Origin of the sequence: Streptomyces sp. NPDC052079, from assembly GCF_040680275.1 — a bacterium.
In the GTDB taxonomy this organism is placed as follows: Bacteria; Actinomycetota; Actinomycetes; order Streptomycetales; family Streptomycetaceae; genus Streptomyces.
Map to the genome: position 1 here is coordinate 17,266 of NZ_JBFAWL010000010.1, position 25,697 is coordinate 42,962.

28 protein-coding genes are annotated in these 25,697 nt (G+C 73.0%); 19 read left to right on the plus strand and 9 right to left on the minus strand.

Annotation, left to right across the window (positions count from 1 at the left end; translation table 11 throughout):
• Window positions 1-5 precede the first annotated feature (5 nt).
• From AB0L56_RS17185 to AB0L56_RS17220, 8 genes are all read left to right on the plus strand, one after another.
• Window positions 6-398, plus strand: coding sequence for an STAS domain-containing protein (locus AB0L56_RS17185; protein ID WP_361032687.1), 393 nt, complete (start codon window positions 6-8; stop codon window positions 396-398).
• A 70-nt stretch (window positions 399-468) separates the two neighbouring features.
• Entirely contained in the window at window positions 469-1,368 is a 900-nt protein-coding gene (locus AB0L56_RS17190) for an STAS domain-containing protein (RefSeq protein WP_361032684.1), read from the plus strand.
• Window positions 1,365-1,784: an STAS domain-containing protein gene (locus AB0L56_RS17195; protein WP_361032681.1), complete on the plus strand. Its 420-nt coding sequence runs from the start codon at window positions 1,365-1,367 to the stop codon at window positions 1,782-1,784. Before AB0L56_RS17190 ends, AB0L56_RS17195 begins: the two co-directional genes overlap by 4 nt.
• Window positions 1,784-2,224: an anti-sigma regulatory factor gene (locus AB0L56_RS17200; protein WP_365424391.1), complete on the plus strand. Its 441-nt coding sequence runs from the start codon at window positions 1,784-1,786 to the stop codon at window positions 2,222-2,224. The genes AB0L56_RS17195 and AB0L56_RS17200 overlap by 1 nt, the downstream gene beginning before the upstream one ends.
• On the plus strand, window positions 2,224-3,279 hold the full coding sequence (locus AB0L56_RS17205; protein ID WP_365424189.1) for an ATP-binding SpoIIE family protein phosphatase: 1,056 nt from the start codon (window positions 2,224-2,226) through the stop codon (window positions 3,277-3,279). Before AB0L56_RS17200 ends, AB0L56_RS17205 begins: the two co-directional genes overlap by 1 nt.
• 406 nt (window positions 3,280-3,685) lie before the next feature.
• Window positions 3,686-5,407, plus strand: a complete 1,722-nt coding sequence (locus AB0L56_RS17210; RefSeq protein ID WP_365424191.1) for a SpoIIE family protein phosphatase — start codon at window positions 3,686-3,688, stop codon at window positions 5,405-5,407.
• 132 nt (window positions 5,408-5,539) lie between these two features.
• Window positions 5,540-6,913, plus strand: coding sequence for an NAD(P)/FAD-dependent oxidoreductase (locus AB0L56_RS17215; RefSeq protein ID WP_365424193.1), 1,374 nt, complete (start codon window positions 5,540-5,542; stop codon window positions 6,911-6,913).
• 79 nt (window positions 6,914-6,992) lie between these two features.
• The gene (locus AB0L56_RS17220; protein ID WP_365424195.1) at window positions 6,993-9,227 is read left to right on the plus strand and encodes an FUSC family protein; all 2,235 of its coding nucleotides are present in this window, start codon (window positions 6,993-6,995) and stop codon (window positions 9,225-9,227) included.
• Between the two features lie 21 nt (window positions 9,228-9,248).
• Here AB0L56_RS17220 and AB0L56_RS17225 read toward each other — a convergent pair whose 3' ends face one another.
• The 4 genes from AB0L56_RS17225 to AB0L56_RS17240 all read right to left on the minus strand — a co-directional run bounded on the left by AB0L56_RS17225 (window position 9,249) and on the right by AB0L56_RS17240 (window position 11,465).
• Window positions 9,249-9,677: a hypothetical protein gene (locus AB0L56_RS17225; RefSeq protein ID WP_361032666.1), complete on the minus strand. Its 429-nt coding sequence runs from the start codon at window positions 9,675-9,677 to the stop codon at window positions 9,249-9,251.
• Window positions 9,678-9,705: 28 nt separating this feature from the next.
• Window positions 9,706-9,945: a DUF5133 domain-containing protein gene (locus tag AB0L56_RS17230; protein WP_365424197.1), complete on the minus strand. Its 240-nt coding sequence runs from the start codon at window positions 9,943-9,945 to the stop codon at window positions 9,706-9,708.
• Between the two features lie 31 nt (window positions 9,946-9,976).
• Window positions 9,977-10,840 carry a SigB/SigF/SigG family RNA polymerase sigma factor gene (locus AB0L56_RS17235; protein WP_365424199.1) on the minus strand — a complete coding sequence of 288 codons (864 nt, stop codon included), beginning with the start codon at window positions 10,838-10,840 and terminating at the stop codon, window positions 9,977-9,979.
• 181 nt (window positions 10,841-11,021) lie between these two features.
• The gene (locus AB0L56_RS17240) at window positions 11,022-11,465 is read right to left on the minus strand and encodes an ATP-binding protein (RefSeq protein ID WP_361032659.1); all 444 of its coding nucleotides are present in this window, start codon (window positions 11,463-11,465) and stop codon (window positions 11,022-11,024) included.
• A gap of 167 nt (window positions 11,466-11,632) precedes the next feature.
• On the opposite strand from AB0L56_RS17240, the gene AB0L56_RS17245 reads away from it, so the two are divergent.
• From AB0L56_RS17245 to AB0L56_RS17255, 3 genes are all read left to right on the plus strand, one after another.
• Window positions 11,633-11,863 carry a hypothetical protein gene (locus AB0L56_RS17245; RefSeq protein ID WP_361032657.1) on the plus strand — a complete coding sequence of 77 codons (231 nt, stop codon included), beginning with the start codon at window positions 11,633-11,635 and terminating at the stop codon, window positions 11,861-11,863.
• A 46-nt stretch (window positions 11,864-11,909) separates the two neighbouring features.
• Complete coding sequence (locus tag AB0L56_RS17250) at window positions 11,910-13,388, plus strand: ornithine decarboxylase (protein ID WP_365424202.1); 1,479 nt, start codon at window positions 11,910-11,912, stop codon at window positions 13,386-13,388.
• A 283-nt stretch (window positions 13,389-13,671) separates the two neighbouring features.
• Window positions 13,672-14,133 (plus strand): cyclic nucleotide-binding domain-containing protein, encoded by a 462-nt coding sequence (locus AB0L56_RS17255; RefSeq protein ID WP_365424204.1) that lies wholly within the window; start codon window positions 13,672-13,674, stop codon window positions 14,131-14,133.
• A 162-nt stretch (window positions 14,134-14,295) separates the two neighbouring features.
• Here AB0L56_RS17255 and AB0L56_RS17260 read toward each other — a convergent pair whose 3' ends face one another.
• On the minus strand, window positions 14,296-14,913 hold the full coding sequence (locus AB0L56_RS17260; RefSeq protein WP_361032649.1) for a LysE/ArgO family amino acid transporter: 618 nt from the start codon (window positions 14,911-14,913) through the stop codon (window positions 14,296-14,298).
• Between the two features lie 70 nt (window positions 14,914-14,983).
• On the opposite strand from AB0L56_RS17260, the gene AB0L56_RS17265 reads away from it, so the two are divergent.
• Window positions 14,984-15,880, plus strand: coding sequence for a LysR family transcriptional regulator ArgP (locus AB0L56_RS17265; RefSeq protein WP_365424393.1), 897 nt, complete (start codon window positions 14,984-14,986; stop codon window positions 15,878-15,880).
• A gap of 350 nt (window positions 15,881-16,230) precedes the next feature.
• On the opposite strand, the gene AB0L56_RS17270 is transcribed toward AB0L56_RS17265, so the two are convergent.
• Window positions 16,231-16,929, minus strand: a complete 699-nt coding sequence (locus AB0L56_RS17270) for a TetR/AcrR family transcriptional regulator (RefSeq protein WP_365424206.1) — start codon at window positions 16,927-16,929, stop codon at window positions 16,231-16,233.
• Window positions 16,930-17,032: 103 nt separating this feature from the next.
• On the opposite strand from AB0L56_RS17270, the gene AB0L56_RS17275 reads away from it, so the two are divergent.
• The 3 genes from AB0L56_RS17275 to AB0L56_RS17285 all read left to right on the plus strand — a co-directional run bounded on the left by AB0L56_RS17275 (window position 17,033) and on the right by AB0L56_RS17285 (window position 19,081).
• Window positions 17,033-18,253, plus strand: coding sequence for a saccharopine dehydrogenase C-terminal domain-containing protein (locus tag AB0L56_RS17275; RefSeq protein WP_365424208.1), 1,221 nt, complete (start codon window positions 17,033-17,035; stop codon window positions 18,251-18,253).
• A 109-nt stretch (window positions 18,254-18,362) separates the two neighbouring features.
• Window positions 18,363-18,614 carry a WhiB family transcriptional regulator gene (locus AB0L56_RS17280; RefSeq protein WP_361032640.1) on the plus strand — a complete coding sequence of 84 codons (252 nt, stop codon included), beginning with the start codon at window positions 18,363-18,365 and terminating at the stop codon, window positions 18,612-18,614.
• Window positions 18,615-18,730: 116 nt separating this feature from the next.
• Entirely contained in the window at window positions 18,731-19,081 is a 351-nt protein-coding gene (locus AB0L56_RS17285; RefSeq protein ID WP_361032637.1) for a DUF488 family protein, read from the plus strand.
• Between the two features lie 31 nt (window positions 19,082-19,112).
• On the opposite strand, the gene AB0L56_RS17290 is transcribed toward AB0L56_RS17285, so the two are convergent.
• A complete protein-coding gene (locus AB0L56_RS17290) occupies window positions 19,113-20,786 on the minus strand; it encodes an FAD-binding dehydrogenase (protein WP_365424211.1) in 1,674 nt (557 codons plus the stop codon).
• Window positions 20,787-20,803: 17 nt separating this feature from the next.
• Complete coding sequence (locus AB0L56_RS17295) at window positions 20,804-21,421, minus strand: TetR/AcrR family transcriptional regulator (protein WP_365424213.1); 618 nt, start codon at window positions 21,419-21,421, stop codon at window positions 20,804-20,806.
• Window positions 21,422-21,553: 132 nt separating this feature from the next.
• Between AB0L56_RS17295 and AB0L56_RS17300 the strand changes: the two genes are divergently transcribed.
• The 3 genes from AB0L56_RS17300 (at window position 21,554) to AB0L56_RS17310 (ending at window position 24,334) form a co-directional block, all read left to right on the plus strand.
• Window positions 21,554-22,195, plus strand: a complete 642-nt coding sequence (locus AB0L56_RS17300) for an alpha-ketoglutarate-dependent dioxygenase AlkB (protein ID WP_361032628.1) — start codon at window positions 21,554-21,556, stop codon at window positions 22,193-22,195.
• A 118-nt stretch (window positions 22,196-22,313) separates the two neighbouring features.
• A complete protein-coding gene (locus tag AB0L56_RS17305; RefSeq protein WP_365424215.1) occupies window positions 22,314-23,060 on the plus strand; it encodes an MBL fold metallo-hydrolase in 747 nt (248 codons plus the stop codon).
• 41 nt (window positions 23,061-23,101) lie between these two features.
• Window positions 23,102-24,334 (plus strand): DUF4032 domain-containing protein, encoded by a 1,233-nt coding sequence (locus tag AB0L56_RS17310; protein ID WP_365424217.1) that lies wholly within the window; start codon window positions 23,102-23,104, stop codon window positions 24,332-24,334.
• Window positions 24,335-24,347: 13 nt separating this feature from the next.
• Here the strand turns inward: AB0L56_RS17310 and AB0L56_RS17315 are convergent, their stop codons facing one another.
• A complete protein-coding gene (locus tag AB0L56_RS17315; protein ID WP_365424219.1) occupies window positions 24,348-25,223 on the minus strand; it encodes a universal stress protein in 876 nt (291 codons plus the stop codon).
• Between the two features lie 60 nt (window positions 25,224-25,283).
• On the opposite strand from AB0L56_RS17315, the gene AB0L56_RS17320 reads away from it, so the two are divergent.
• Window positions 25,284-25,637 (plus strand): VOC family protein, encoded by a 354-nt coding sequence (locus tag AB0L56_RS17320; protein ID WP_365424221.1) that lies wholly within the window; start codon window positions 25,284-25,286, stop codon window positions 25,635-25,637.
• Window positions 25,638-25,697: the final 60 nt, after the last annotated feature.

Genomic DNA, 25,697 nt, shown 5'->3' on the forward strand with positions numbered 1-25,697 from the left:
TACTCGTGCACATTGCCCAGGACCCGTTGTCCGTCGAGGTGACCCTTCCGCGTGAGGATGTGGCCCTACTGACGGTGGAGGGCTACTTGGACGTCGACACGGCGACCGAGTTCCAGCATCACCTGGCGAACCAGCTCCACCACGGCCGCCGGCACTTCCTGCTGGATCTGTCGGCGGTCCCCTTCATGGACTCGTCCGGCATGAATATCATCCTGCGCGTGTACCAGGAGGCGCGCGAGCTGCCGGGGAGCGTGCACATCATCGCGCCCGCTCCCGCCGTGCGCCGCATCCTGGACCTGACCGGGGTGAGCATCACCGTCCCCGTCTCGGAGAGCGTCGACGAGGCGCTGGAGCGGGTCGACGGGATGCCGGAGGCACCGGCCGAACCGGACGCCTGAACACACACCCCGCGCCGCGGTGCCCGAGGTGGGCTCGGCACAAGGCGACAAAGAAGAGGAGAGGAAACACGTGCCGCAGCACGAAACCGGCGGGACACCCGGCACACCGGCGCACGAGGTCAGGGACTTCCTGCTGCGCCGGAGCGAGCAGATCGCCCAGCGGTGGGCCGACGAGCCCCTGTTCCGCACGGTGTTCACGGTCTCCCGCGAGGAGGCGGTGGAGGCCGGCAAGGCGGTCGTCGACGCGCTCGCCCAGGTGGCCGACTCCCAGCGGGTCGAGGATCCGGACGCGGCCGGCTTCACCGGTGTGCGCGAGCAGCTGGCGCGCATGGGGGCGGCCCGCTCCCGCGCCGGGCTGTCCACCACCCAGGTGGCGGCCGAGCTGGCGGCGCTGCGTCCGCCGGTGGAGAACCTCCTGGTCGCCGATCTGGAGCAGGAGGCACCCGAGCGGCTGCGGGAGTGTTCGACGGCGCTGAGCGTGCTGATGGGCACGCTGCGCCTGGTGGCCATGCAGACCGCGCTGAGCGAGGGGCAGGCGCTGATCGACCGGCAGCGCCTCCAGCTGCTGGAGGTGGCGACCCCGGTGATCAAGCTCTGGGACGGCATCGTGGCGGTCCCGCTGATCGGGACGCTGGACAGCGCGCGCAGTCAGGTGGTGATGGAGACCCTGCTCAACGCGGTCGTCGACCAGCACGCGCGGTTCGCGATCCTCGACATCACCGGTGTGCCCACCGTGGACTCGCTGGTGGCGCAGCATCTGATGAAGACGGTCGCCGCGGCCCGGCTGATGGGCGCGGAGTGCGTGGTGTCCGGCATCCGTCCGGCGATCGCGCAGACCATCGTGCACCTCGGGCTGGACCTCGGCACGGTGAAGACCCGGGCGAGCCTCGCCGACGCCCTCGGGTACTGCCTGCACGAGCTGGGGGCGAACATAGTGAACGCGGCACCCGAGGGCGCGGGCCGGCGGTGAGCGAGGACTTCTCCCGCCCGGTCGCGGGACATGTGCCGGTGCTCCGGCTGGGGGACGTCCTCCTGGTCACCCTTCAGGGTGACCTGCACGACAGCATGGCGTTCCAGCTCCAGCAGGACCTCTCCGAAACGATCTCCCGCAGCCGGGTCACGGGGGTGGTGATCGATATCTCCGGTGTGGAGATCGTCGACTCCTTCCTCGGGCGGGTGCTGGCCGAGATCGCGGCCCAGACCGAGCTGCTGGCCGCGCGGACCGTGGTGGCCGGGATGCGGCCCGCGGTCGCCATCACGCTGGTGGAGCTCGGGCTGACGCTGCCCGGGCTGCGGACCGCGCTCACCACCGAGGCGGCACTGGAGCTCCTCGCGCAGCCCGTCGTGCCGGGCCGGGCCGGCGGCGCGCGCGAGGAGAGCCCGTGATGCACACCGGCGCGGGCCTGGAGGCCCGCCTGCCCATCCGGTCGGACATGGATCTGGTGTGGGTGCGTCAGCATGTGCGGCAGGCCGCCGCCACGCTCGGCTTCGGTCTGGTGGACCAGACGAAGCTGGTGACCGCGGCCAGCGAGCTGGCGCGCAACGCCCTGGTCCACGGCGGGGGCGGCGTGATGGAGGCGTCGCATGTCACCGCCGACGGGATCGACGGGCTACGGCTCATGTTCAGCGACTCGGGACCGGGCATCCCCGATCTCGACCGGGCGCTCAGCGACGGCTACACCTCCGGCGGCGGGCTGGGGATGGGGCTGGGCGGCGCGCGGCGGCTCGTGCACGACTTCTCGGTCGAGAGCACCCCCGGGTCGGGCACCACGGTACGGGTGACCTCGTGGGTGTCCCGGCCGCCGCGTCCGCGTGAGGACGTCTGATGCCCCGCGTGTGGGACATACCGGTCCAGGACCCGACCCGGGTGCGGGACGTCCGGGTCGCGGCGGAGCAGGCGGCGGCCCTGGCCGGGCTGGACGATCAGCGCACCGCCTCGGTGGCGCTGGTGGCGACCGAGCTCGCCACCAACCTCCTCAAGCACGCGCAGGCGGGTCAGGTGCTCATCGACGTGGTGGCCCCGTCCGTACCGCGGGAAGGCCTGCCGGACCGGGCGGTGCAGATCACCGCGATCGACCACGGGCCGGGGATCGCCGATGTGGACGCCGCGCTGCGGGACGGGTTCTCCTCGAGCGGCTCGCTCGGCGCGGGCCTCGGCACCTGCCGCCGGCTCGCCGACGACTTCGGTCTGCACAGCGTGCCCGGCCGGGGCACCGTGGCGGTGGCCCGCGTCGGCCGTCCGGGCCGGGGCGCGGACCCCTCGGGCGGCCCTGGTGCGCACGCCGGGGGCGTCAACGTCCCGTTCGCCGGCGCGGACTTCTCGGGGGACGCCTGGGCCTGGGTCAGGTCCGGTGACCGGCTGACGCTGATGCTGGCCGACGGGCTGGGGCACGGGAGCGAGGCGGCCCGTGCGTCGACCGCCGCCGTCGAGGAACTGCGCCACTGGGCCCGGCTGCCGCCCGCGGAGATGCTGCACAAGCTCCACACGGCCCTGGCCGGGACGCGGGGCGCGGCCGTCGCCGTGGCCCAGCTCGACATCTGGACGGGCCGGCTGCGCTTCGCCGGGATCGGCAATGTGTCGGCCCGACTACGGGACGGCGACCGCTGGCGTTCCCTGCTGTCCCGGCCGGGTATTGTCGGGGTGCACCGGCCGAACACGGTACGCGAGGACGAGGTTCCCTGGACCTCCGAGAGCCTGCTGATCCTGCACACGGACGGTCTGCCCGGCCGCTGGACGCCGCCCCCGGGCACCGGCCGACCGCCGGCCGACCCGGCAGTGACAGCGGCCGTGACCGTCCGGGACGCCGGAAGTCCCGCACGCCCGGTACGGGACGACACCGCCGTGGCTGTCCTGGCCCCCGCCCCGCCGGAGCACCCATGACACCTATCCGGCCGACCGACACCGCTCCCGCCCCGGCACCCGCCCGCCCCACCACCCCCCGGCCGGCCGGCGCCCCCCGGCACCCGGTCCGGAACAACACCAGCCCCGCCCCACCAGACCCCATGGCACCCACCCAGCCGACCGACACCACTCCCGCCCCGGCACCCGCCCGCACCACCACCCCCCGGCCGACCGGCACTCCCCCACCCCCGGTCCGGAACGACACCACCCCCGCCCCACCAGACCCCATGACACCCACCCAGCCGACCGCTCCCGCCCGCACCGCCGCCCCCCGGCCCACCGGCGCTCCCCCGCACCCGCGACGGGACGACACAACCCCCGCGACCCCGCCGCACGCGCCCGGCGCCGCTGCGGTCGTTCCGGCTCCTGGTTTTCCGGGGCTGCGATGACGTATGTCTGGCGGATCGAGACGGTCACCGAGGCGGCGCGCGCACGGATCGCCGTCGCGCGGCTGGCGGCGGAGTGCGCGGTGCCCACCGTGGAACGCACCCGGCTGGCCACGGCGCTCGGCGGTCATCTGCGGCAGTGCCTCGCCAAGGGCGGCACCTGGGAGCTCCGGTTGGAGGCTTCGCCCGCCGGGGAGGCGGTCCTGCGCGCCGTGGTGTCCCCCTCCCCCGGCGCGAACGCGGACGCCTCCGTCGACACCCCCTGGACGCTGACGGTGCCCTGTCCCGAGCCGGGGCGGATCGCCGCCGGCGCCGGCCCGGAGAGCGAGGACCCGGCCGGACTGGCGGAGGCACTGCTGGGCGCCGACGAGGACACCGCCGTAGTGCTGGAGATGCTCGCCGAGAAGGAGGAGCTGGTCGCCTTCCACCGTGAGGAGCTGCACCAGACCAACCAGGGCGTGCTGGCGCTGCATGCCGAGCTTGACGCGGCCGGAAGGGCGCAGCGGGAGGCGTTCGCCGCCGAGCGCCGGGCGCGCGAGGAGGCGGAGAACGCCCGGCGCCGGCTGAGGTTCCTCGCCGACGCGAGCGCCGCGCTCAACGCCTCGCTGAACCACGACGAGATCGTGCGCCGGCTGCCGGAACTGCTCGTGCCCCGCTACGCCGACGGAGTCGACGTATGGCTGTTCGACGAGGAGGACGACCGGCACCGGCCCACCGCCCACCCGGGTGCGGCGGTGCTGGCCGCCCGCACCGGCCGACCTCAGTACGCCGCCGACCACCCGGGAGGGCTGCCCGGCGTGGACGACCGGCCCCCGTCGGCCCTGGACCCGGCGCGGCCCCTGCTGTGCATCCCGCTGCTGACGCCGCGCCGCGCCCCGCTGGGGGTGCTCACCCTGTGGCCGCCCGGTGAGCGCTGGGACCCGGACGACGCCGTGACGCTGATCGAGCTCGCCCGGCGGGCCGGCATCGCCATGGACAACGCCCGGCGTTTCGAACACAACCGGGACATCGCCGAGACGCTGCAGCGCGCCCTGCTCACGGAGCTGCCGACGACGCCGGGTCTGAGCCTGGCGGCCCGCTATCTGCCGGCCACGCACGGACTGAACGTCGGCGGCGACTGGTACGACGCGTTCCGGCAGCGCGACGGCAGTCTGATCACCGTCATCGGCGATGTCACCGGGCACGGGCTGCACGCGGCGGTGATGATGAGCCAGCTGCGCACCGCACTGCGCGCGTACGCCGTCGACGGCGGCGGCCCGGGCCGGCTGCTGACCCGGCTGCACGACTATCTCCGGCACCTCCAGCCGGACCTCTTCGCCACCGCGGTCATCGCGCGGTTCCATCCGGACGAGCCCACGCTGACGTGGGCCGCGGCGGGTCATCCGCCCCCGGTGCTGCGGCTGCCCGACGGACGGGTGCGGGTGCTGGACGCCAAGCCGGGCGCGATGCTCGGCATTCCGCTGCGGCAGGAGATCGCCGACCACACCGAGCGGCTGACGCCCGGTGCGACGCTGGCGCTCTACACGGACGGGCTGGTCGAGCGGCGGGCCCGGGGCATCGACCCCGGTATCGAACGGCTTGCGGGGGTCCTCGGGGCGTACGGTTCCGACGCGCTGGACACGGATCTGGAGAAGTCGGCGGACGGGATCCTGCGTCCGCTGCTGAGCGACTCCGAGCGCGAGGACGACGTGTGTCTGCTGCTGTGCCATCTGCACGGGTGAGGCGGGGACGTCCGCGGTGACCGTCGTGGCTTCCCGGTGCGTTCCGGGGCGGGTACGGGCATCGTGGTGCTGAACAGGGGCACGCGTCAGGCATCGACAGCCGAGGCGGACCGCCTGCAGCCACAGGAAGGGATGGACACCGTGACACGACCCAGGATCCTTGTGGTGGGCGCGGGCTTCGCCGGCGTGGAGTGCGTACGGCGGCTGGAGCGCAGGCTCGCCCCGAACGAGGCCGACCTCACGCTGGTGACCCCGTTCTCCTACCAGCTCTATATGCCCCTGCTCCCCCAAGTGGCCTCCGGGGTGCTGACCCCCCAGTCGGTCGCGCTCTCCCTGCGCCGCAGCGAGAGGTACCGCACCCGGATCATCCCGGGCGGGGCCATCGGCGTGGATCTGCGGTCGAAGGTGTGTGTCATCCGCATCATCAACGGCGAGATCGTCGACGAGCCGTACGACTACATCGTGCTGGCCCCCGGCAGTGTCACCCGCACCTTCGACATCCCGGGGCTGACGGACCACGCCTTCGGGCTGAAGTCGCTGGCCGAGGCCGCCTACCTCCGTGACCACGTCATCTCCCAGCTCGACCTGGCGGACGCGAGCCACGATCCGGCGGAGCGGGCCTCCCGGCTGCAGTTCGTGGTGGTGGGCGGCGGTTACGCGGGGACGGAGACGGCGGCCTGTCTGCAGCGGCTGACGCACGCCGCCGTCAAGCGCTATCCCCGGCTGGACCCGGGCCTGATCAAGTGGCATCTGATCGACATCGCGCCGAAGCTCATGCCGGAACTGGGTGAGAAGCTCGGGCGCAGCGCGCACGAGATCCTGACCCGGCGCGGCATCGAGATCTCCCTGGGGGTGTCGATCGAGAAGGCGAGCGCCGAGGAGGTCACCTTCACCGACGGCCGGGTGGTGCCGACGCGCACCCTGATCTGGACCGCCGGTGTGGTCGCCAGCCCCCTCATCGCGACGCTCGACGCGGAGACCGTCCGGGGACGGCTCGCGGTGAACGCGGACATGTGTCTGCCGGGTCACGACGGGGTGTTCGCCCTCGGCGACGCGGCCGCGGTGCCCGATGTGGCGAAGGGCGACGGCGCCGTGTGCCCGCCGACCGCGCAGCACGCGCTGCGGCAGGGGCGGCACGTCGCCGAGAACGTCATCGCGACGCTGCGGGGCCGGCCGACGCGGCCGTACGTCCACAAGGACCTCGGACTCGTGGTGGACCTCGGCGGCACCGACGCGGTGTCGCGGCCGCTCGGCTTCGAACTGCACGGTCTGCCCGCCCAGGCGGTGGCCCGCGGATACCACTGGTCGGCGCTGCGCACGAATGTCGCCAAGACCCGGGTGATGACCGACTGGCTGCTCAACGCCATCGCCGGCGACGACTTCGTCCGCACCGGGTTCCAGGCGCACCGGCCCGGCAATCTGCGGGACTTCGAGTATCTCGACGCCTATCTGACACCGGAGCAGGTCCGGGCGCACGTCGAGGAAGCGGGCCGGGCGGCTCGGTGATCCGTCGCGCGCGGGGCTGCTCGCACCCCGCGGTGCGGGGATCCGGCCGGCCGCGTGCGAGGGGGGAGGGTACGGCGGAGTGAAGGAGGCGGCGCACTCGCGGCTCACCCGGCTGCGGGACCACCTGGTGGCGTTCGATCCCGGTCTGCTGCGGCTGACGGCCGCGCTGCGGACGGTGGGGGCGATCGCGCTGACGCTGGCCGTGCTCGCCTCTCTGGGGTTCGACATCAACCGGCTGGTGGCGGGGGCGATGACGGCGATGGTCGCCACGTTCGCCATCCGGGAGCGGCAGCGCGGTGCCCAGGCGGTCACGCTGGCCTTCGGGCTGCCGCTCGCCCTGGTGTCCGCGTCACTGGGCGCGGTGCTCGGCGAGCGGGGGCTCGTCGGGGAAGCCTTCTTCGTCGTCCTGATCTTCTGTGCCGTCTACAGCCGGCGGTTCGGCGACCGCGGGACCGCGCTCGGCCTGATCGGCTTCCAGGCGTACTTCGTGTCCCTGTTCGTCGGGGCATCCGTGTCGGAACTGCCGGGCCTGTGGGTCGCCCTGGCCGTCGCCTTCGCGAGCAGCGCCCTGGTGCGGTTCGCCGTCCTCCCCGTCACCCCCACCCGAGTGCTCGAGCGGCTGCGCCAGGCGTTCCGGGCCCGGCTCGGCCAGCTCGTGTCCGCACATCTGGCGCTGCTCGACGCCGGGCCGGACGAGGTGGACAAGGCGCTGGAGGAGGTGCGGGAGGGCACCGCCCGGCTGCACGAGACGGCCTTGATGATCCAGTCCCGGCTCGAGGAGGGAACGCCCGACGAGCAGACGGCGCGGCTTGTGCAGCGCCGGATCGCCGACGCCGAGATCGCCGCCGAGCGGCTCGGTCTGCTGCTGCTCTCGGCCCGCAGCGCCGAGCGGGCGGACACCCTCACCCTGCATCTGCCCGGCGCGCCCGCCCCCGAGGTGGGCCGGCTGCCCGGCCCGGACGAGGCCATCGACCGGCTGCGCCGGGATCTGCTGGCGCTGCGCGCGCTCGTGCTGTGGACGGGGACGGCGGGAACGGGCATGGCCCACCTGCGCAACCGGCTGCTGGCCTACCGGGACGAGGAGAATCTGCCGCCTGCCTCGCCGGCGGTGCAGGACGTGTTCCGGGCCATCGGGGAGACCGCCCGCGCCGTCATGGGCCTGCGCGTCGCCCTGGACGGTCCGCAGGACGAGTCGGACGACAGCCCGGCGACAGCCAGGAGCCGGGAGGAGCTGGACGCCGAGGACGCCGCCATCGACGCCGGTGAGGAGCCGGAGCCGGAGGCCTCGCGGACGGGGCTGCAGCGTCCGACCACGCGGGCCGCCGTGCAGGTGACCGTCGGGTCGGTCCTGGCCATCGTCGGCGGTGAGCTGCTGTCCAAGGGCCGGTGGCAATGGGCGGTGCTGACGTGCTGGATCGTCTTCATCAACACGGCCTCGACCGGCGAGATCCTGGTCAAGGGCTACCGGCGGCTGCTGGGCACGGTGTTCGGCGTAGCCGCGGGGATCGCGCTGGCGGCCGTGGTGGGCCGGCACACCCTGGCGGCTTTCCTGCTGGTACTGGTGCTGATCTTCGCGATGTTCTACACGGCGCCGCTGTCCTACACGTTGATGTCGTTCTTCGTGACCGCGATGCTCGGGCTGCTGTACACCCTGCTGCACACCTACAGCTGGGAGGTGCTGGTGCTGCGCCTGGAGGAGACGGCGCTGGGCGCGGCCTGCGGGGCGGTGGCGGCGGCACTGGTACTGCCGGTGAACACCGACCGGCGGACCAACGAACTGCTGGTCACCGTGCTGGAGCGGCTTGCCGAGGTGACGGAGGCCGCCGTGGGCCAGCTCAGCGGAGGGCCCGCCGCCGACCTGCTGGACAAGGCCCGGGAGCTGGACCAGGCCCTGGGCGACCTGCGTGGCGCGACCCGGCCGCTGACCCACCCGGTCACGCCGTTGCGGGCGCGGCGGGCGAACGCCCGTTATGTGGTGGCGCTTCTCGAGACGTGTGCGTACCACGCGCGTTCGCTGGCGGCGACGGCGGAGCTGCTGCCGTCGCATCCGTCGATCGCGGCGGACCCCCGGCTGCGCGGGGCGGCGGAACGCACGGTGCGCAACATCAGGACCATCGCGGCCCGGGTATCGGGCGAGGACACCACCGGGACCGTCGAGACGGGCCCGAGCATCGCGTCCCTGCTGGGCGAGGAGGGCACCGGCCGGTACGGCAGCATCACCGGCCGGGTGCTGCGCCATCTGGAGCGGCTGGACGAGGCCGTGGTCGGCCTCGCCCGGCCCCTGCGGGTTGAGGTGTCGGCACCCGACCGCTGAACCGGCCGACGGCCGGACGGGTCAGAAGTCCGTGGGCAGGCCGCTGGCCTCGGCGATGCCGCGCAGTTCCTCGTTCTGGCGGTTGCGGTCCCTGATGAAGTCGGCGATCTCGCCGAGCCGGGAGGGGTCCGCGGCGGTCGCCGCGTCGGTGACCACGCGGATCGGTCCGCTCTCGTCGACATCCAGCTCGACCACCTCGTTGTCCATGCGGCCGGTGACAGCCGTGGCGATGACCAGGGCGGCCTCGTCTCGGACCTCCTGGGGCAGTTCCTCGTCGCCGCCGTCCAGCGCCAGGTCCAGACCCGACAGGCGGTGTTCGTCGATCGCTTCGAGGACCGGCTCCACCACACGGAGCAGAAGCCGGTAGTCCTCGGTGTCCATCCGGACGCGCAGGAGGTCGAGGTAGACGTCCACGGGCCGGCTTTCCGGGGGGATCTCGGATTCGCTCATCGGCCACGGGTTCCCCGCACCCGGCCACTCATACGGAGGCGTGCCGTGCGGTCCGGGCCGGGCCGGGTGCGTCCTCCGCGGCCAGCCAGCGGTGTGCGGTGGTGAGCGCGTGCCGTACGTCCCGGGTGCCGGTGGACACGCAGAGGGTGTACGCCAGGTCGGTGATCCGCGCGGCCCGGGCCGCGTCGGGGGTCCCGGCTGTGGGGACGGCCAGGGACTCGTACTCCTCGACGAGGCGGCGCAGCACGGTGGGGTGGGGCTTCAGCATGTTTCTCGCATTCGTTGGTGGCGGGCGCTGTTCACGCCGTCGCCGAGTGTCCGCCGGTGCCGCGGGGGCCCCTGCGCTGTCCCATCACGTCGGCGCGCACCCGGGCACAGCTGCGGCTGATGAGACGGGAGACGTGCATCTGGGAGATTCCCAGGTGGTCGGCGATACGGCTCTGGGTCATGTCCTCGAAGAAACGCATGTAGAGAATGGCGCGCTCGCGCTCCGGCAGCCGGCGCAGGCCCTCCTTGGCGGACTCGCGGTCGACCACGACGTCGTACGAGGCGTCCGAGGCGCCGAGGGTGTCGGCGAGGCTGTAGCCGTCGTCGTCGGTGGACAGTTCCGCGTCCAGCGACAGGGTGCTGAAGCTCTCCAGCGCCTCCATCCCGGCGCCGACCTCCTCCTCGGTCAGTCCGGTGTGGGCGGCGATGTCCGCCACCGACGGCTCGGGGCTTCCGGGGTTCTGGGTGAGCTCGCGTCGTGCCACCCGCACCTTGTTGCGCAGTTCCTGCACCCGGCGGGGGACGCGCAGGGCCCACATCCGGTCGCGGAAGTGCCGCTTGACCTCACCGGTGATGGTGGGGACGGCGTAGCTCTCGAAGGCGCCCCGGCTCGGGTCGAACCGGTCGATGGCCTTCACCAGGCCCAAGGCGGCCACCTGGCGCAGGTCCTCGATGGACTCACCGCGGTCGCGGAAACGGCCGGCGATGCGGTGGGCCATGGGCAGCCACGCGGTGGCGAGCTCGTCACGGACCGCGTCCCGCTCGGGGCCGTCCTCCAGGGACGCCAGCCGGGCGAAGAGGGCGGTGGTGTCGGGGGCGTCGTCGTGGCGCCTGCGGGGTGGTGCGCCGGTGGTGTCGGAGGAGCCGGGACGAGGGGCGGACGTGTCAATGAGCATGCGGTTTCGCTCCCGAACGGTGGTTTGTGTGGGACTACCGCGGGTCGGCGCCGCCGGGACACACGGAGGGTCCTCAGCGGCTTGCCGCTCCCGCTGGCGCGCCTCCGGTCCGAAGCACGAACCTCCGATTGCCCCCGACCCGGTGGAACAAACTCCGCTTCGCCACGGAATCTGCCGGGGCTCAGATCAAGGGGACGACCGCGGTGATGCACTTGCCGCCCGTGGGGAGGTCGGACACCCGGACGTCGCGGGCCAGCCGGCACACGATGGGCCATCCGTGGCCGCCGGGCCGGCGGCGTCCCCGCTGGTCGGTGTGGGGTATGACGACGGGAAGTTCGTCGCTGCGGTCGCTCACGGACAGCCGTACTCCGGGCCCGCTGACGTCGACCCGGAAGTCGGTGACTCCGCCGCCGTGCAGGATCGCGTTGGTGGTGAGTTCGGAGGCGACGAGCAGGGCGTCCGCCAGGGCCGCGGTGTCGCAGTCGGTGTGCGTGGCACGGCAGCGTTCGGACACCGCCCGTGCCACGGCCTCGCGCACCTCGGCCGGACGGCGCGGAAGGGATGTCCCCGCCCGGCGCGCGCCGGGCGGCTGGGCAACGGGGTCGGTCATGTACTCCTCAGACATGCTGCGGCTCCCTGATTCGGTGACGAAGGGCCCGGATGGACCTTGAGGGGCGATGAGGAACGCCTCGGACCTCCCTTTTCGGCTCACCTGTCCCGGTACGGGCAAACCTCCCGGCCGTTTCCCGTACCACCGACATTTCAACGGCGCACAGGGGTACGTGTTGTCGTATGACCGATGTGGTGGACTCGGACGAACTGCTGCGGCGCATTCAGCGGGCGAGGGCCTGCGCCGCACAGGAGGAGCGGACCTGGCGGGCCCGCGGTGACGCGCTCGGGCGGGAGAATTCCGGCGACACCGTCGCCGCGCGCGACGCCGATGTGCGGAAGGTGGCCTACGGGGTCGTGCTGCGGGTGCTGGACGAGATCCTGACGCCGGGCAAGCATCCGGCGACGCGCTGAGCGGCCGGGGGATTCGCAGCGCCCGGACGGGGGCACCCGGGTGCCCATGACGGTCGATCACAGCCGGGCGCCGGTTCTGCAAGCGCTGGAGGACTACCACCGCGAGGGGCGGCTGAGCTTCACCCCGCCCGGGCACAAGCAGGCCCGTGGTGCCGACCCGGCGGTGCGTGAGGTGCTCGGTGACTCGGTGTTCCTGGGCGATGTGCTGGCGACGGGCGGCCTGGACGACCGGCTCACCCGGGGGCGGGTGCTGCACCAGGCCCAGGAGCTGATGGCCGACGCGGTCCACGCCGAGCACACCTTCTTCAGTACGTGCGGGAGTTCCCTGTCGGTCAAGGCGGCGATGCTGTCGGTCGCGGGTCCCCACGAGAAGCTGCTGATCGGGCGGGACGCCCATAAGTCGGTGGGGGCGGGGCTGATCCTGTCCGGTATCGAGCCGGTGTGGGTGGAGCCGCGGTGGGACGCCGAGCGGCGCCTGTCGCACCCGCCGTCGGCCGCCGAGTTCGAGCATGCCTTCGAGGCCCATCCGGACGCCCGCGGCGCCCTGGTGACCAGCCCGACGCCGTACGGCAGCACCGCGGCGCTCGAGGCGATCGCCCAGGTGTGCCACCGGCGCTCGCTGCCGCTGATCGTGGACGAGGCCTGGGGCGCGCATCTGCCCTTCCACCCCGATCTGCCGTCCTGGGCGATGGACGCGGGCGCCGACGTCTGTGTGACCAGCATCCACAAGATGGGCAGCGGTCTCGAACAGGGCTCCGTGTTCCATCTGCGCGGCGACCTCGTGACGCCGGCAGTGCTCGGCATGCGGGCCGATCTGCTGGGCACGACCAGTCCCTCGGTGCTGATCTACGCCGGTCTTGACGGCTGGCGGCGGCAGATGGCCCTGCGCGGCAAGGAGCTGATGGGGTCGGCGCTCGGCCTCGCGGCCGAGGTCCGGGCCGCGATCGAGGAGATCGACGGGATGCACGTCAACGACCGGGACGACTTCTGCGGCCCGGGGCTGGCGGACGACTTCGACCCGCTGCCCTGTGTCATCGACATCGCGGACCTCGGCATCACCGGCTACCAGGCGGCGGACTGGCTGCGCGGTCACCGGAGCATCGTCGCCCATCTGGTGGACCACCGCCGTATCGGGGCACAGATCACCCACGCCGACGACCGGGAGACGGCCGGAGAGCTGCTGTCGGCGCTGCGGGAGCTGGGCCGGGCGGCGCCCGGTATGCCCACGGGCCCGCGGGTGGAGGTGCCGCGGCCGGAGGAGTTGCGGATGGAGCAGGCGATGCTGCCGCGGAACGCGTTCTTCGGTCCGGTCGAGGAGGTACCGGCGCAGGACGCCGCCGGGCGGATCTCCGCCGAGATGATCACTCCCTATCCGCCCGGGATCCCGGCCGTAATGCCGGGCGAACGGCTCAACGAACCCGTGCTGCGCTATCTGTCCACGGGGCTGGCCGCGGGCATGTATCTGCCCGACGCGTCGAGTCCCGGCCTGGAGACGGTCCTGGTCGTGGACGAGCGGGCCGGGTGAGCCCGGTGCACGACGTCACGCGGCCCGATTACCGGAACCTTGGCTGAATGGTTTATCGTTCACTCATACGTGGTGACGGAGTCGACGCCCTGTCCTCCGGATACCACCGCGTACGGCCCTGGCTGGCTTCCCCCGTCCAGCCAGGGCTTTTTCATGCCCGGACGGCCCCCGGCGCCCGGGTGCGGAGATCTCCCGGCCGCCGAGGTGCCCCGAAAGGCGGCAGCGGCTGAAATGAACGTAGGGAAAGCACCGCAACCGATTGCCCGGCGAGGAGCCCCGCGCCATGACCAAAGCCATCAAACTCCTGAGCGCCCTGCCCCCTCCGCAGCGGGAGCGTCTGATGGCGCTGGCGCGGGAGGTGTCCTTCCCCGAGGACACCCACATCTTCGAGCCGGGCGGGCACGCCGACCGCTTCTGGGTGATCCGCTCCGGCGCGGTCTCGCTGGAACAGCAGGTCACCGAAGTGCACCGGGTGATCGTCGCCCAGCTCGGCGCGGGCGACCTGCTGGGCTGGTCGTGGCTGTTCCCGCCCTACGAGTGGGACTTCGGCGCGGTGGCCTTCAGCCCGGTGCGCGCCTACGAGTTCGACGCGGCGGCCGTGCTCCGGCTGTGCGAGGAGGACCCGGAGCTCGGGCTGATGCTGGTGCGCAAGGTCGCCGAGATCCTCGCCCACCGGCTGGAGGCGACGCGCGGCAAGCTGCTGGACCAGTACGCGATACCCCGGCGGGGCGGGACGACGCTGTAGCCGGGGCCTCCCACCCGGCGGGCGGCGCGGGACGGCCCGGGCCTTGGGCCTGTCCGGCGGATCATGCCGGGACGCGGGGCCTGGCACGCGCATCTGCGGCGTTGTCGTCGGCCGCCGACTCCCTCCTCCGCCTTGCATCTGGACGCACCCGCCGGACAGGCCCTACGCTCCCGCGACGAGCGTCAGACCGAGGACGATCATGGTGGCGGCGACCAGTCCGTCCAGGACCCGCCAGGCGGCCGGACGGGCCAGGAAGCGGCTCAGCAGACGGGCGCCGAAGCCGAGCGCGGCGAACCAGCAGAGGCTGGCCAGGACGGCGCCGAGGCCGAAGGTCCAGCGCAGCGGGCCGTGGTCGGCGGCGACCGAGCCCAGCAGGAACACCGTGTCGAGGTAGACGTGCGGATTGAGCCACGTCATGGCGAGGCAGGTGAGCACGGCCCGTCGGCGGGAGCTCGCCGCCTCGCCCTCCGTCCGCAACCCGGCGCCGCCCGGCCGGAACACCCGGCGGGCGGCCAGGGCGCCGTAGCCCAGCAGGAACGCGCCGCCGATCCAGCCGACCGCCGTCAGTGCGCCGGGCCACGCCACCACCACCGCGCCGACACCGCCGACGCCCAGGGCGATCAGCGCGGCGTCGGACAGGGCGCAGATGCCGACGACGGCGAGCACGGCGTCGCGGCGGATGCCCTGGCGCAGAACGAAGGCGTTCTGCGCGCCGATGGCGACGATGAGGGACAGGCCGGTGCCGAATCCGGCCGCGGCGGCGGTGATCGAGCTGGTCATGCCGAGGACGCTACGGGCCAGGCGTATGTGCAGTACAGCTAAGTATTCTTACGTACCCTTAGCTCTCGTGATGACGGACCTTCCGCTGGACCAGGTGCGGACCCTCCTCGCGGTGGTCGACGAGGGGACGTTCGACGCGGCGGCCGCCGCGCTGCATGTGACCCCGTCCGCGGTGAGCCAGCGGGTGAAGTCGCTGGAGCAGCGGACGGGCCGGGTGCTGCTGCTGCGCAGCAAGCCGGTGCGGCCGACCGAGTCGGGCGAGGTCCTGGTGCGGCTGGCCCGCCAGGTGGCCCGGCTGGAACGGGACGCGCACGCCGAGTTGGGGCTCAGCGGGGCCGAGGAGCCGACCCGGGTGTCGGTCGCGGTGAACGCCGATTCGCTGGCGACCTGGTTCCTCGGGGCGCTCACCCGGCTGCCGCCCCAGGCGCGGCTCTGTTTCGAACTGCGCCGGGAGGACGAGGCCCACACGGCGGCCCTGCTGCGGGAGGGGACGGTGATGGCGGCGGTGACCTCGTCACCGGAGCCGGTACCGGGCTGCTCCGTGCGGCACCTGGGCCGGATGCGGTATCTCCCGGTGGCCCGGCCAGAGTTCGCGGCCACGCATCTCGCGGGGCCGCTGCACGAGGTGCTCCCCGAGGCGCCGGTGGTGGTGTTCGACCGGCGGGACGACTTCCAGGACGGCTTCCTACGCCGACTCACGCGCGGACGCGCCGAGGCGAGCGTACGACGGCACTACGTGCCGACCTCGGAGGGCTTCGCCGAGGCGGTCGCCTCCGGCCTCGGCTGGGGCATGGTCCCGGAGCACCAGGCCGGCCCCCTGCTCCGCGCCGGCCGCCTCACGGTCTTCGCCCCGGGCCACGAGGTCGACACGCCCCTCCACTGGCAACAGTGGAAACTGGACTCCCCCGCCCTGGCAGCGGTGACCCACGCGGTCACAGAGGCGGCAGCGGAGGCGCTGTACCGCTAGTTAGGGGTTTCGTTGCCCTGGCCGCGCGCCGACGCGGGTGTGCCGGGCGTCGAGGGGCAGGCGGGACGGGACGGCGGCGGCCCCGCGCACCCGCTCGTGCACCCGGAGGGCGACATTCCCGCGTCCGGCGTCCGGGGCGTCGGTGTCCTGGCCGCGGACGGCCCATGGAAGGGCGGGCCCGGCACCGCGGCGAGAGCGGGAGGCGCCCGACCGGGCCTACCAGGGCGCATAGCCCTCCACGCTGGTCAGGAGCATGCCCAGGACCCTCCGTGTCCCGGCCGCGGACGGCCCGTGGAAGGGCGGGCCCGGCACCGCGGCGAGAGCGGGAGGTGGCAGCCGCCCGACCGGGCCTACCGGGGCGCGTGGGTGTCCGTGCTGGTCAGGAGCATGTCCAGGGCCGTTGGGTAGGCGCTGGTGAGCATGCGGGTGGCCAGGAGGGGGGCGGCCTCGGCGATGTGCGGATGGGTGGCGGCGGGGAGGCGGGCGTAGGCCGAGCGCCACATGTCCTCGTCGGCCCGCCGTGCCGCGGCGGGCAGCGCGAGGGACGCGGCGTCGAGGGCGGCGAAGGCCAGCGTGGTGTCGATGAAGGCGTGGTAGATCCGCACCGTCTCCGGCAGGGGGAAGCCCGCGCCGCGCAGCACGCCCAGCACCGCCTCGTCGGCCGCGAGTTCGTTGGCCCGCCCGGAGACCCGGCTCGCGGTGAGGACCGCCGCTTGAGGGTGCGACAGATAGGCCGCGTGGATGCGCAGCCCGATGGCCCGCAGATCGTCGCGCCACTGCCCGGTCGGGCGCCAGCCCCGCAGCGCCCGGCCGATCAGCGCGTCGCCGATGGCGAGGGTCAGCTCGTCCATGCCGCGGAAGTAGCGGTAGAGGGTGCTGGGGTCGCAGTCCAGGGCAAGGCCCAGCCGGCGGGCGGTGAGCCCCGCGCTGCCGTGCTCGTGCAGCAGCCGCAGCGCGGTCTCGACGATCAGCGTCTCGGACAGCACCCGGCCGCTCTTGGTCGGCCTGCGGCGCCGTCGCCGCTCCTCGGGAACCACGCGTTTCGGCATCGCCGTCTCCTCTCGGGCCCTTATGCCAACGCCATTGACCTTACGACGGCGCAGGCGTTGTATCCCACCCAGGACCCATGAGGAAGAAAGGGAGTGCTCCGTCATGCGTGTACTGCTCGTGGGAGCGGGCGGGGTCGGCACCGCCATCACCCGGATCGCGGCCCGGCGGCCGTTCTTCGACCGGATGGTCGTGGCCGACTACGACCCGGCCCGGGCCGAGGCGGCCGTCGCGGCACTCGGCGCGGACGGCGCGCGGTTCCGCGCCGAGCGCGTCGACGCGGGCGACGAGGCGCAGGTCACCGCGCTGCTCGAACGGCACGGCTGCGACGTCCTGCTCAACGCCACCGACCCCCGGTTCGTGATGCCGCTGTTCCGCGCCGCGCGCGACGCCGGCGTCACCTATGTCGACATGGCGATGTCCCTGTCCCGGCCGCACTCGGAACGGCCGTACGAGGAGTGCGGGGTCAAGCTCGGCGACGAGCAGTTCGCGCAGGCCGGCGAGTGGGAGAAGGCCGGCGCGCTGGCACTGGTCGGCATGGGAGTGGAGCCCGGTCTGTCGGACGTGTTCGCCCGGTACGCCGCCGACGAACTCTTCGACTCGATCGAGGAGATCGGCGTCCGCGACGGCGCCAACCTCACGGTGGACGGCTACGACTTCGCGCCGTCCTTCAGCATCTGGACCACCATCGAGGAGTGCCTCAACCCGCCCGTGGTCTACGAGGAGGGCCGCGGCTGGTTCACCACCGCCCCGTTCAGCGAGCCGGAGGTGTTCGACTTCCCCGAGGGCATCGGCCCGGTGGAGTGCGTGAACGTCGAGCACGAGGAGGTGCTGCTCGTCCCGCGCTGGGTCGACGCGCGCCGGGTCACCTTCAAGTACGGCCTGGGCCGCGAGTTCATCGACACCCTCAGGACGCTGCACCTGCTGGGCCTGGACCGTACCGAGCCGGTGACCGTGCCCGGTCCCGACGGGCCGGTGCGGGTCTCCCCCCGGGATGTCGTCGCCGCCTGCCTGCCCGACCCCGCGACGCTCGGCGAGCGGATGCACGGCAAGACCTGCGCCGGCACCTGGGTGCGGGGCATGAAGGACGGGGCACCGCGCGAGGTGTACCTCTACCACGTGGTCGACAACCAGTGGTCCATGGCCGAGTACGGCTGTCAGGCCGTGGTGTGGCAGACCGCCGTCAATCCCGTCGTCGCCCTCGAACTGATCGCCGACGGCAGCTGGACGGGTGCGGGAGTGCTCGGCCCGGAGGCGTTCCCGGCGGGTCCCTTCCTGGATCTGCTCACCGCGTACGGCTCGCCGTGGGGGATGCGCGAACAGTGACCGCTCGCACGCCGTTACGCTGTTTCACCGTCTGTCCACAGGTGACCCGGGAGCGAGTAAGGCATCCGACAAGGGTGTGTACCCGACTCCCGATCGCAGGTGACTCTCGATGGACAACTGGCGGAACAGCGCGGCCTGCAAATCCGAGGATCCCGACCTCTTCTTCCCGATCGGCACCTCCGGACCCGCCCTGCTGCAGACGGAGCAGGCCAAGGCGGTGTGCCGGCGCTGCCCCGTGCAGGAGCAGTGCCTGGAGTGGGCGATGGAGACCGGGCAGTCCATCGGCGTGTGGGGCGGCACGAGCGAGGACGAGCGCCGTGCGCTGAAGCGCCGCATCGCCGCCCGCCGTTCGTCGCGTTAGCCCCGGCCGGCGCGGCGGTGTGCCGACGCGGCCGGTGGACCGTCCGGTGCGTCCATGAGCCACCTCCCCGTGCGCCGCAGTAGGCTCGCGGCACACCACGGAAGGGGCAGACGATCATGAGCGTGCGTGTACGCCGGGTCTACGAGGAGCCCGAGCCGGATGACGGCGTCCGTGTCCTGGTGGACCGCCTGTGGCCGCGCGGTCTGGCGAAGGACGCGGCACAGGTGGACGAGTGGCCCAAGGCGCTGACCCCGTCGACGGAGCTGCGCCGCTGGTACCACGGGGACGAGGGCTCCTACGAGGAGTTCCGCAAGCGGTACGAGGCGGAACTGGCCGCTCCCGAGGCGGCCGAACTCCTCGGCCGGCTACGGGAGCTGGCCGGGAAGGGCACCGTGACCCTGCTGACGGCGTCCAAGGACATCGAGCACAGTCACGCCGCGGTGCTGGCCCGCCTCATCTCCGGCTGACCGGCCGAAGGGGCGGGCCCGCACCGCCCGGTCACGCCGTCTGCTCGGCCGCCGCCCGGCCGGCCGCCCGGCCCGAGAAGAGGCAGCCGCCGAGGAAGGTGCCCTCCAGGGCGTTGTATCCGTGCACGCCGCCGCCGCCGAAGCCGGCCACCTCGCCCGCCGCGTACAGGCCCTCGACCGGCGCGCCGTCGGCGCCGAGCGCTCGGGAGTCCAGGTCGGTCTGGATGCCGCCGAGGGTCTTGCGGGTGAGGATGTGCAGCTTGACGCCGATCAGCGGGCCGGCCGCCGGGTCGAGGATGCGGTGCGGCGTGGCCACGCGGCCGAGGCGGTCGCCGATGTAGCGGCGGGCGTTGCGGATCCCCTGGACCTGGGCGTCCTTGCTGTAGGCGTTGGCCAGCTGCAGGTCGCGGGCCTCGATCTGGCGCCGCACGACGGCGGCGTCGAGCAGGGGCTTGTCGGTGAGGGCGTTCATCTTCTCGACGAGCTGCTCCAGGGTGGGGGCGGTGACGAAGTCCGAGCCCTTGCGCAGGAACGCGTCCACGGGTCCGGGAGCGCCCTTGCCCAGCACCCGTTCGCGGAGGAACCCGGCGCGGTCCTTGGCGGTGATGTCGGGGTTCTGCTCGGAGCCCGACAGGGCGAACTCCTTCTCGATGATCTTCTGGGTGAGGATGAACCAGGAGTGGTCGTGACCGGCGATGTCCTCGGTGGTGCGCAGGTGCTTCAGCGTGCCGAGGGTGTCGTAGCCGGGCAGACAGGGCTCGGGCAGCCGGCGGCCGAGGGCGTCGAACCACAGGGAAGACGGTCCGGGCAGGATGCGGATGCCGTGTCCGGGCCAGATCGGGTCCCAGTTCCGCAGGCCCTCGGTGTAGTGCCACATGCGGTCCCGGTTGACCAGCCGCACTCCCGCGCGGGCGCTGATGTCCAGCATCCGCCCGTCGACGTAGGCCGGGACCCCGGTGACCATCTCCCGGGGTGGGGTGCCCAGCCGCTCGGGCCAGTACCGGCGGACGATGTCGTGGTCGGCGCCGATGCCGCCGCTGGTGACGATCACGGCCTGGGCGGTGAGTTCGAACTCGCCGGTCTTCTCGCGGCTGGACGCGACGCCGCGCGGTGCGTTGTCCTCCGCCAGTACGGTGCCGCGCACCCCGCGCGCCGCGCCGTCGCCGATGACGAGCTCGTCGACCCGGTGGCGGTGGTGGAAGGTGAGCAGCCCGTCGCGCGACGCCTGCCGGGCGTGGCGGACGAAGGGCTCCACGACGCCGGTTCCCGTGCCCCAGGCGATGTGGAAGCGGGGCACGCTGTTCCCGTGGCCGCCGGCGCGGAGGTCGCCGCGCTCGGCCCAGCCGACGGTGGGCAGGAAGGTGATGCCGTGACCGTTCAGCCAGGACCGCTTCTCGCCCGCCGCCCACTCGACGTAGGCCCTCGCCCAGCGCACCGCCCAGGCGTCCTCGTCGTCGAGGCGGTCGAAGCCCGCGCTGCCCCGCCAGTCGTTCCAGGCCAGGTCGAAGGAGTCCTTGATGCCCAGGCGCCGCTGCTCCGGTGAGCCCACCAGGAACAGCCCGCCGAACGACCAGTAGGCCTGGCCGCCGAGGTTGGCGGCGTTCTCCTGGTCGACCAGGGCGACCCTGCGGCCCCTGCTGGTCAGCTCGTGGGCCGCGACCAGGCCCGCGAGGCCCGCTCCGACGACGATGACGTCGGCATCCATGGCGACCGTCCCTTCCTTCATGCGGTGAGCAGCGCGGTGAGCAGTTGTTTCAGCCAGGCCCGGGCGCGCTCGACGTCCCGGTCCAGCAGCAGTTGGGTGGTGACACCGTCGTAGGCGGCGATCACGGCGTGGGCGGCGGCCTCGGTGTCGCCGGTGTGGCCGAGCACGGCGGGCAGCCCGGTGTGGCCGCGGGCCCGGGCCAGCCGGTCCGCGATGGCCCGCCGCAGCCGCGCCCGGTGCTCCAGCAGGGAGCGCGCCACGCGCGGGTCCCGGGCGGCGTACACCAGGAAGTCGGTCTTCACCAGCAGCCAGTCGCGGTCCAGCAGCAGGACCTCGGTGACGCGGTCCACGGCGGCGGGCACGTCGAGGTCGGGCCCGTCCTGGGCGAGGGCCGCGGCCACCTGCTCCGCGATCAGCTCGGCGCGCTCGGCGTACAGGGCGAAGAACAGTTCGTCCAGGCCGGCGAAGTTGGAGTAGAAGGCGCCCCTGGTGTAGCCGGCGGCCTCGCAGACCTCCTCGATCGAGACATGCCCGAAGCCCTTGGCGGCGAAGACGGTGAACGCGGCCTCCAGGAGGTTGGCGCGGGTGCGGAGCCGGCGCCTGGTGACGCGCCCCGCCGTACCGTCCACCGCCATGGTCGTCCGCCCCCCGTTCGATGCAGGAACGTATCCGATACACCGGTGTATGGAACAGCCCCAGGAGGCAGGAAACTCCTCCCCGCGGCCCCCTCTAGAACGTATTTTCGAATCAGGGTTTACGCTGGAACCATGAGCACGCACCACCCCCCGGCGCTCCAGGGGTCTCTGTTCGACCAGACCGACGAGCCGCGCCTCGGCCCGCTCGACGGGCTGCGCCGCACCGAGCTCGGCCGGGGCGCCTGGATCGACGTACTGCCGGGATGGCTCGCCGGCTCGGACACGCTGTTCCAACAGCTGGCCGCCGAGGTTCCGTGGCGGGCCGAGCGCCGCCAGATGTACGACCAGGTCGTGGACGTACCCCGGCTGCTCTCGTACTACCACGCGGACGACCGACTCCCCCACCCGGTGCTGGACGAGGCGCGCGACACGCTCAGCGCGCACTACGCCGGCGAACTGGGCGAGCCGTTCGCCACGGCCGGGCTCTGCTACTACCGCGACGGCCGGGACAGCGTCGCCTGGCACGGCGACCGGATCGGCAGGGGCGCCCGCGAGGACACGATGGTCGCCATCCTCTCCGTGGGCGCGCCGCGCGATCTGCTGCTGCGGCCGATGGGCGGCGGCGGCGACACCCTACGCCGTCCGCTCGGGCACGGCGACCTCATCGTGATGGGCGGGTCCTGTCAGCGCACCTGGGAGCACTCCGTGCCCAAGAGCACGCGCGCCGCCGGTCCGCGCATCAGCATCCAGTTCCGCCCGCGCGGCGTGAACTGACGGCGGAAGCGCGCGCTCCCCCACACGCGGGGACACGGAACAGGGGGACACCGCGCCCGCACGGTGATCTGCTTTCCTTGTCGCGTCGGACAGCAGGGAACTCGGACTCGGGACGGTCATGCGGGCAACAGTGCGGCGCGTCAGGGACGGCATCCATCTCGTGCACGGCACGAGCACCAACTGGGTGATCCTCACCGAGGGGGACGCCGTCACGCTCATCGACACCGGCTACCCCGGCGACCGGGAGGGACTGCTCGCCTCCCTGGCCGAGGTCGTGAGCTCCCCCGAGGCGGTGACGGCCGTGCTGATCACCCACGCCCACAACGACCACCTGGGCTCCGCCGAGTATCTACGCGCCACGTACGGCACGCCCGTCTACACCCACCGGGCCGAAGTCCCGCACGCCCGGCGGGACTTCCTGCACCAGGTGACCGTGGGGGAGGTGCTGCGCAACGGCTGGCGGCCGGGCGTGCTGCCCTGGGCGGCGCACGCCCTGCGCGCCGGCGGCACGGCGAACACGGCGGTCGCCGCGCCCGAGCCGTTCCCGGGGCCGGGCCCGCTCGATCTGCCCGGCCGGCCGGTGCCCGTGCACACGCCCGGGCACACCGCCGGGCACTGCGCGTTCCACCTTCCGGACAGCGGAGTGGTGGTGTCGGGCGACGCCCTGGTCAGCGGTCACCCCACCTCACGGACCCAAGGACCGCAGATGCTGACGGACATGTTCCACCACGAGCGCGCCGCCGCCGTTGCCTCACTGGACATCCTGGCGGAACTCGACGCCGACCTGATGCTGCCCGGGCACGGCCCGCTGCACGAGGGGCCGGTACGGGACGCGGCCCGGCTGGCTCGCGAGCGGGCCTCGTAAGGTGAGGTGACGATCACCCGCGAGACGAGGACACCGCAGCCATGGCACTGCAGATCAACGCCACCAACCCGGAGCATCCCGCGCTCCTGTTGGAACTGCCGTGGCAGCTGCCGCTGGAGGAGTGGCCGGAGCGGTATCTGGTGCCGCTGCCGCGCGGCATCTCCCGGCACGTGGTGCGCTACGCCCGCGCCGGGAGCGAGGTGATCGCGGTGAAGGAGCTCGCCCAGCGGCCGGCACTGCGCGAGTACGAGCTGCTGCGCGACCTGGACCGGATCGGCATCCCGGCGGTCGACCCGCTCGCCGTCGTCACGGGCCGCTCCGACCCGGCCGGGGAGCCGCTGGAGAGCGTCCTGGTCACCCGGCATCTCGGCGGTTCGATGCCGTACCGGTCGATGTTCGAGACGACGCTGCGCCCGGCGACCATGCACCGGCTGATGGACGCGCTCGCCGTGCTGCTGGTGCGGCTGCACCTGGCCGGGTTCGCCTGGGGCGACTGCTCGCTGTCCAACACGCTCTTCCGGCGGGACGCGGGCGCCTACGCGGCCTATCTCGTGGACGCCGAGACCGGCGAGCTGCACCCGGAACTGAGCGCCGGCCAGCGGGAGTACGACCTCGATCTCGCCCGGATCAACATCAGCGGCGAGCTGCTCGACCTGGAGGCCTCCGGGGCGCTGCACCCCTCCGTCGACCCGGTCGAGTTCGGCAGCGAGATCTGCGCCCGCTACCAGAGCCTGTGGCAGGAGCTGACCCGCACCTCCGTCTACCCGGCGGGCAAGTACCACTACATCGAGCGGCGCATCCGCCGGCTGAACGAACTCGGCTTCGACGTGGCCGAGATGCAGATCGAGCACGCCTCCCACGGCGACACCGTCACCTTCGTGCCCAAGGTCGTCGACGCCGGCCACCACCAGCGGCAGCTGCTGCGCCTGACCGGTCTCGACGCCGAGGAGAACCAGGCCAGGCGGCTGCTGAACGACCTGGAGAGCTGGATGGCCACCCAGGACGACTACGCCCCGGGCGACCCCCTCGGCGCCCGCCCGGAGGTGCTCGCCCACCGCTGGGTGCGCGAGGTGTTCCGGCCCACCGTGCGGTCCGTGCCGCCGGACCTGCGCGGGCCGATGGACGCGGCGGAGATCTACCACGAACTGCTGGAGCACCGCTGGTACCTGTCCGAGCGGGCCCAGCACGACATCGGTCTCGACACGGCCGTCGAGGACTACATCAGCAACATCCTGCCGAAGGCGCGGGCGACCCTGCAGCCGACGGACGACTGAGCTCGGCCGCGGCTCAGGCCGGCGGCACCACCGCCACGGGGCAGTCCGCGTGGTGCAGGACCCCGTGCGCCACCGAGCCGATCCGGGCGCCCACGGCCGTACGGCGGGCGCGGCGGCCCACGACCATCAGCTGGGCGGTGCCCGCCACCGACAGCAGCACCTGGCCGGCGCTGCCCATCTCCACGTGCTCGACCACATGCACGTCGGGGTAGCGCTCCCGCCACGGTGCGAGCGCCGCCGCCAGGGACTTCTGCTCGTACGGCTCAAGTCCCCCGGCCTCGTCCAGGAGCTGGAGGGAGGCGGGGCTGTAGGCGAACACCGGCGGCAGGGTCCAGGCCCGCACGGCCCGCACGGTGGCCCCGCGCCGGGACGCGGTCTCGAAGGCGAAACCGAGCGCGGCGGCGCTGTCCTCCGGGTCGCCCTGCTGTCCGACCACGATCTCGTGCCCGGCGACCTCGTTCGACGGCTGATCCCCGGCCCGGACGAACACGACCGGACGCCGCGCGTCGACGATCACCTGCTGGCCGACCGAGCCGACCAGAAAGCCCATGATCCGGCCGTGCCCGCGCGAGCCGAGCACCAGCATCTCCGCGTCGGCGGCGACGCCGGTCAGCGTCTCGACGGCGTCGCCCTCCAGGACGTCCGTCGTCAGGGCCAGTTCCGGGTGCCGGCCGCGGACGGTACGGGCCGCCTCGCCGACCGCGTCGCGCACCCACTGTTCCTGGGTGGCTCTGTCCCCGGCGTCCACCGCGTCGCCGCCCGCCTCGAAGCGCCAGGCATGCACCACCCTGAGCGGCAGTCCCCTGCGAACCGCCTCCCGGGCCGCCCAGTTGAGCGCGGCAAGGCTCTCCTCGGTTCCGTCGATCCCAGCCGTGATCGGGCGCGTCATGCGGTTCCTCCCGGTGTCGTGGTCCACTGCGCGGGATCCAGTCTTCCCTACGCTGCCCTCATGAGTCTGATGTGGGAGCAGGTAGTGATGGACGCGGCCGACCCGGTGACCCTGGGACGCTGGTGGAGCAAGGCGCTGGGCTGGGTGGTGGTGAACGACGCACCCGACGAGTTCGAGATCCGGCCGGCGCCGGACCGGCTGCCGGGGCTGATCTTCGAACCGGTACCGGAGGGCAAGGCGGGCAAGAACCGGCTGCACCTGGACTTCCGGCCCGACGACCAGGAGGCGGAGGTCGCCCGGCTGCTGGCCCTCGGCGCCCGCCATGCGGACATCGGGCAGGGCGAGCAGCCGTGGGTGGTCCTCACGGACATCGAAGGCAACGAGTTCTGCGTGCTGTCCTCGCGCCGCGCGTGAACCCCTGCCGTCTCTGAACGGACGGGCGCGCACGCACCTACGACGGGCAGGGCGAGCCCG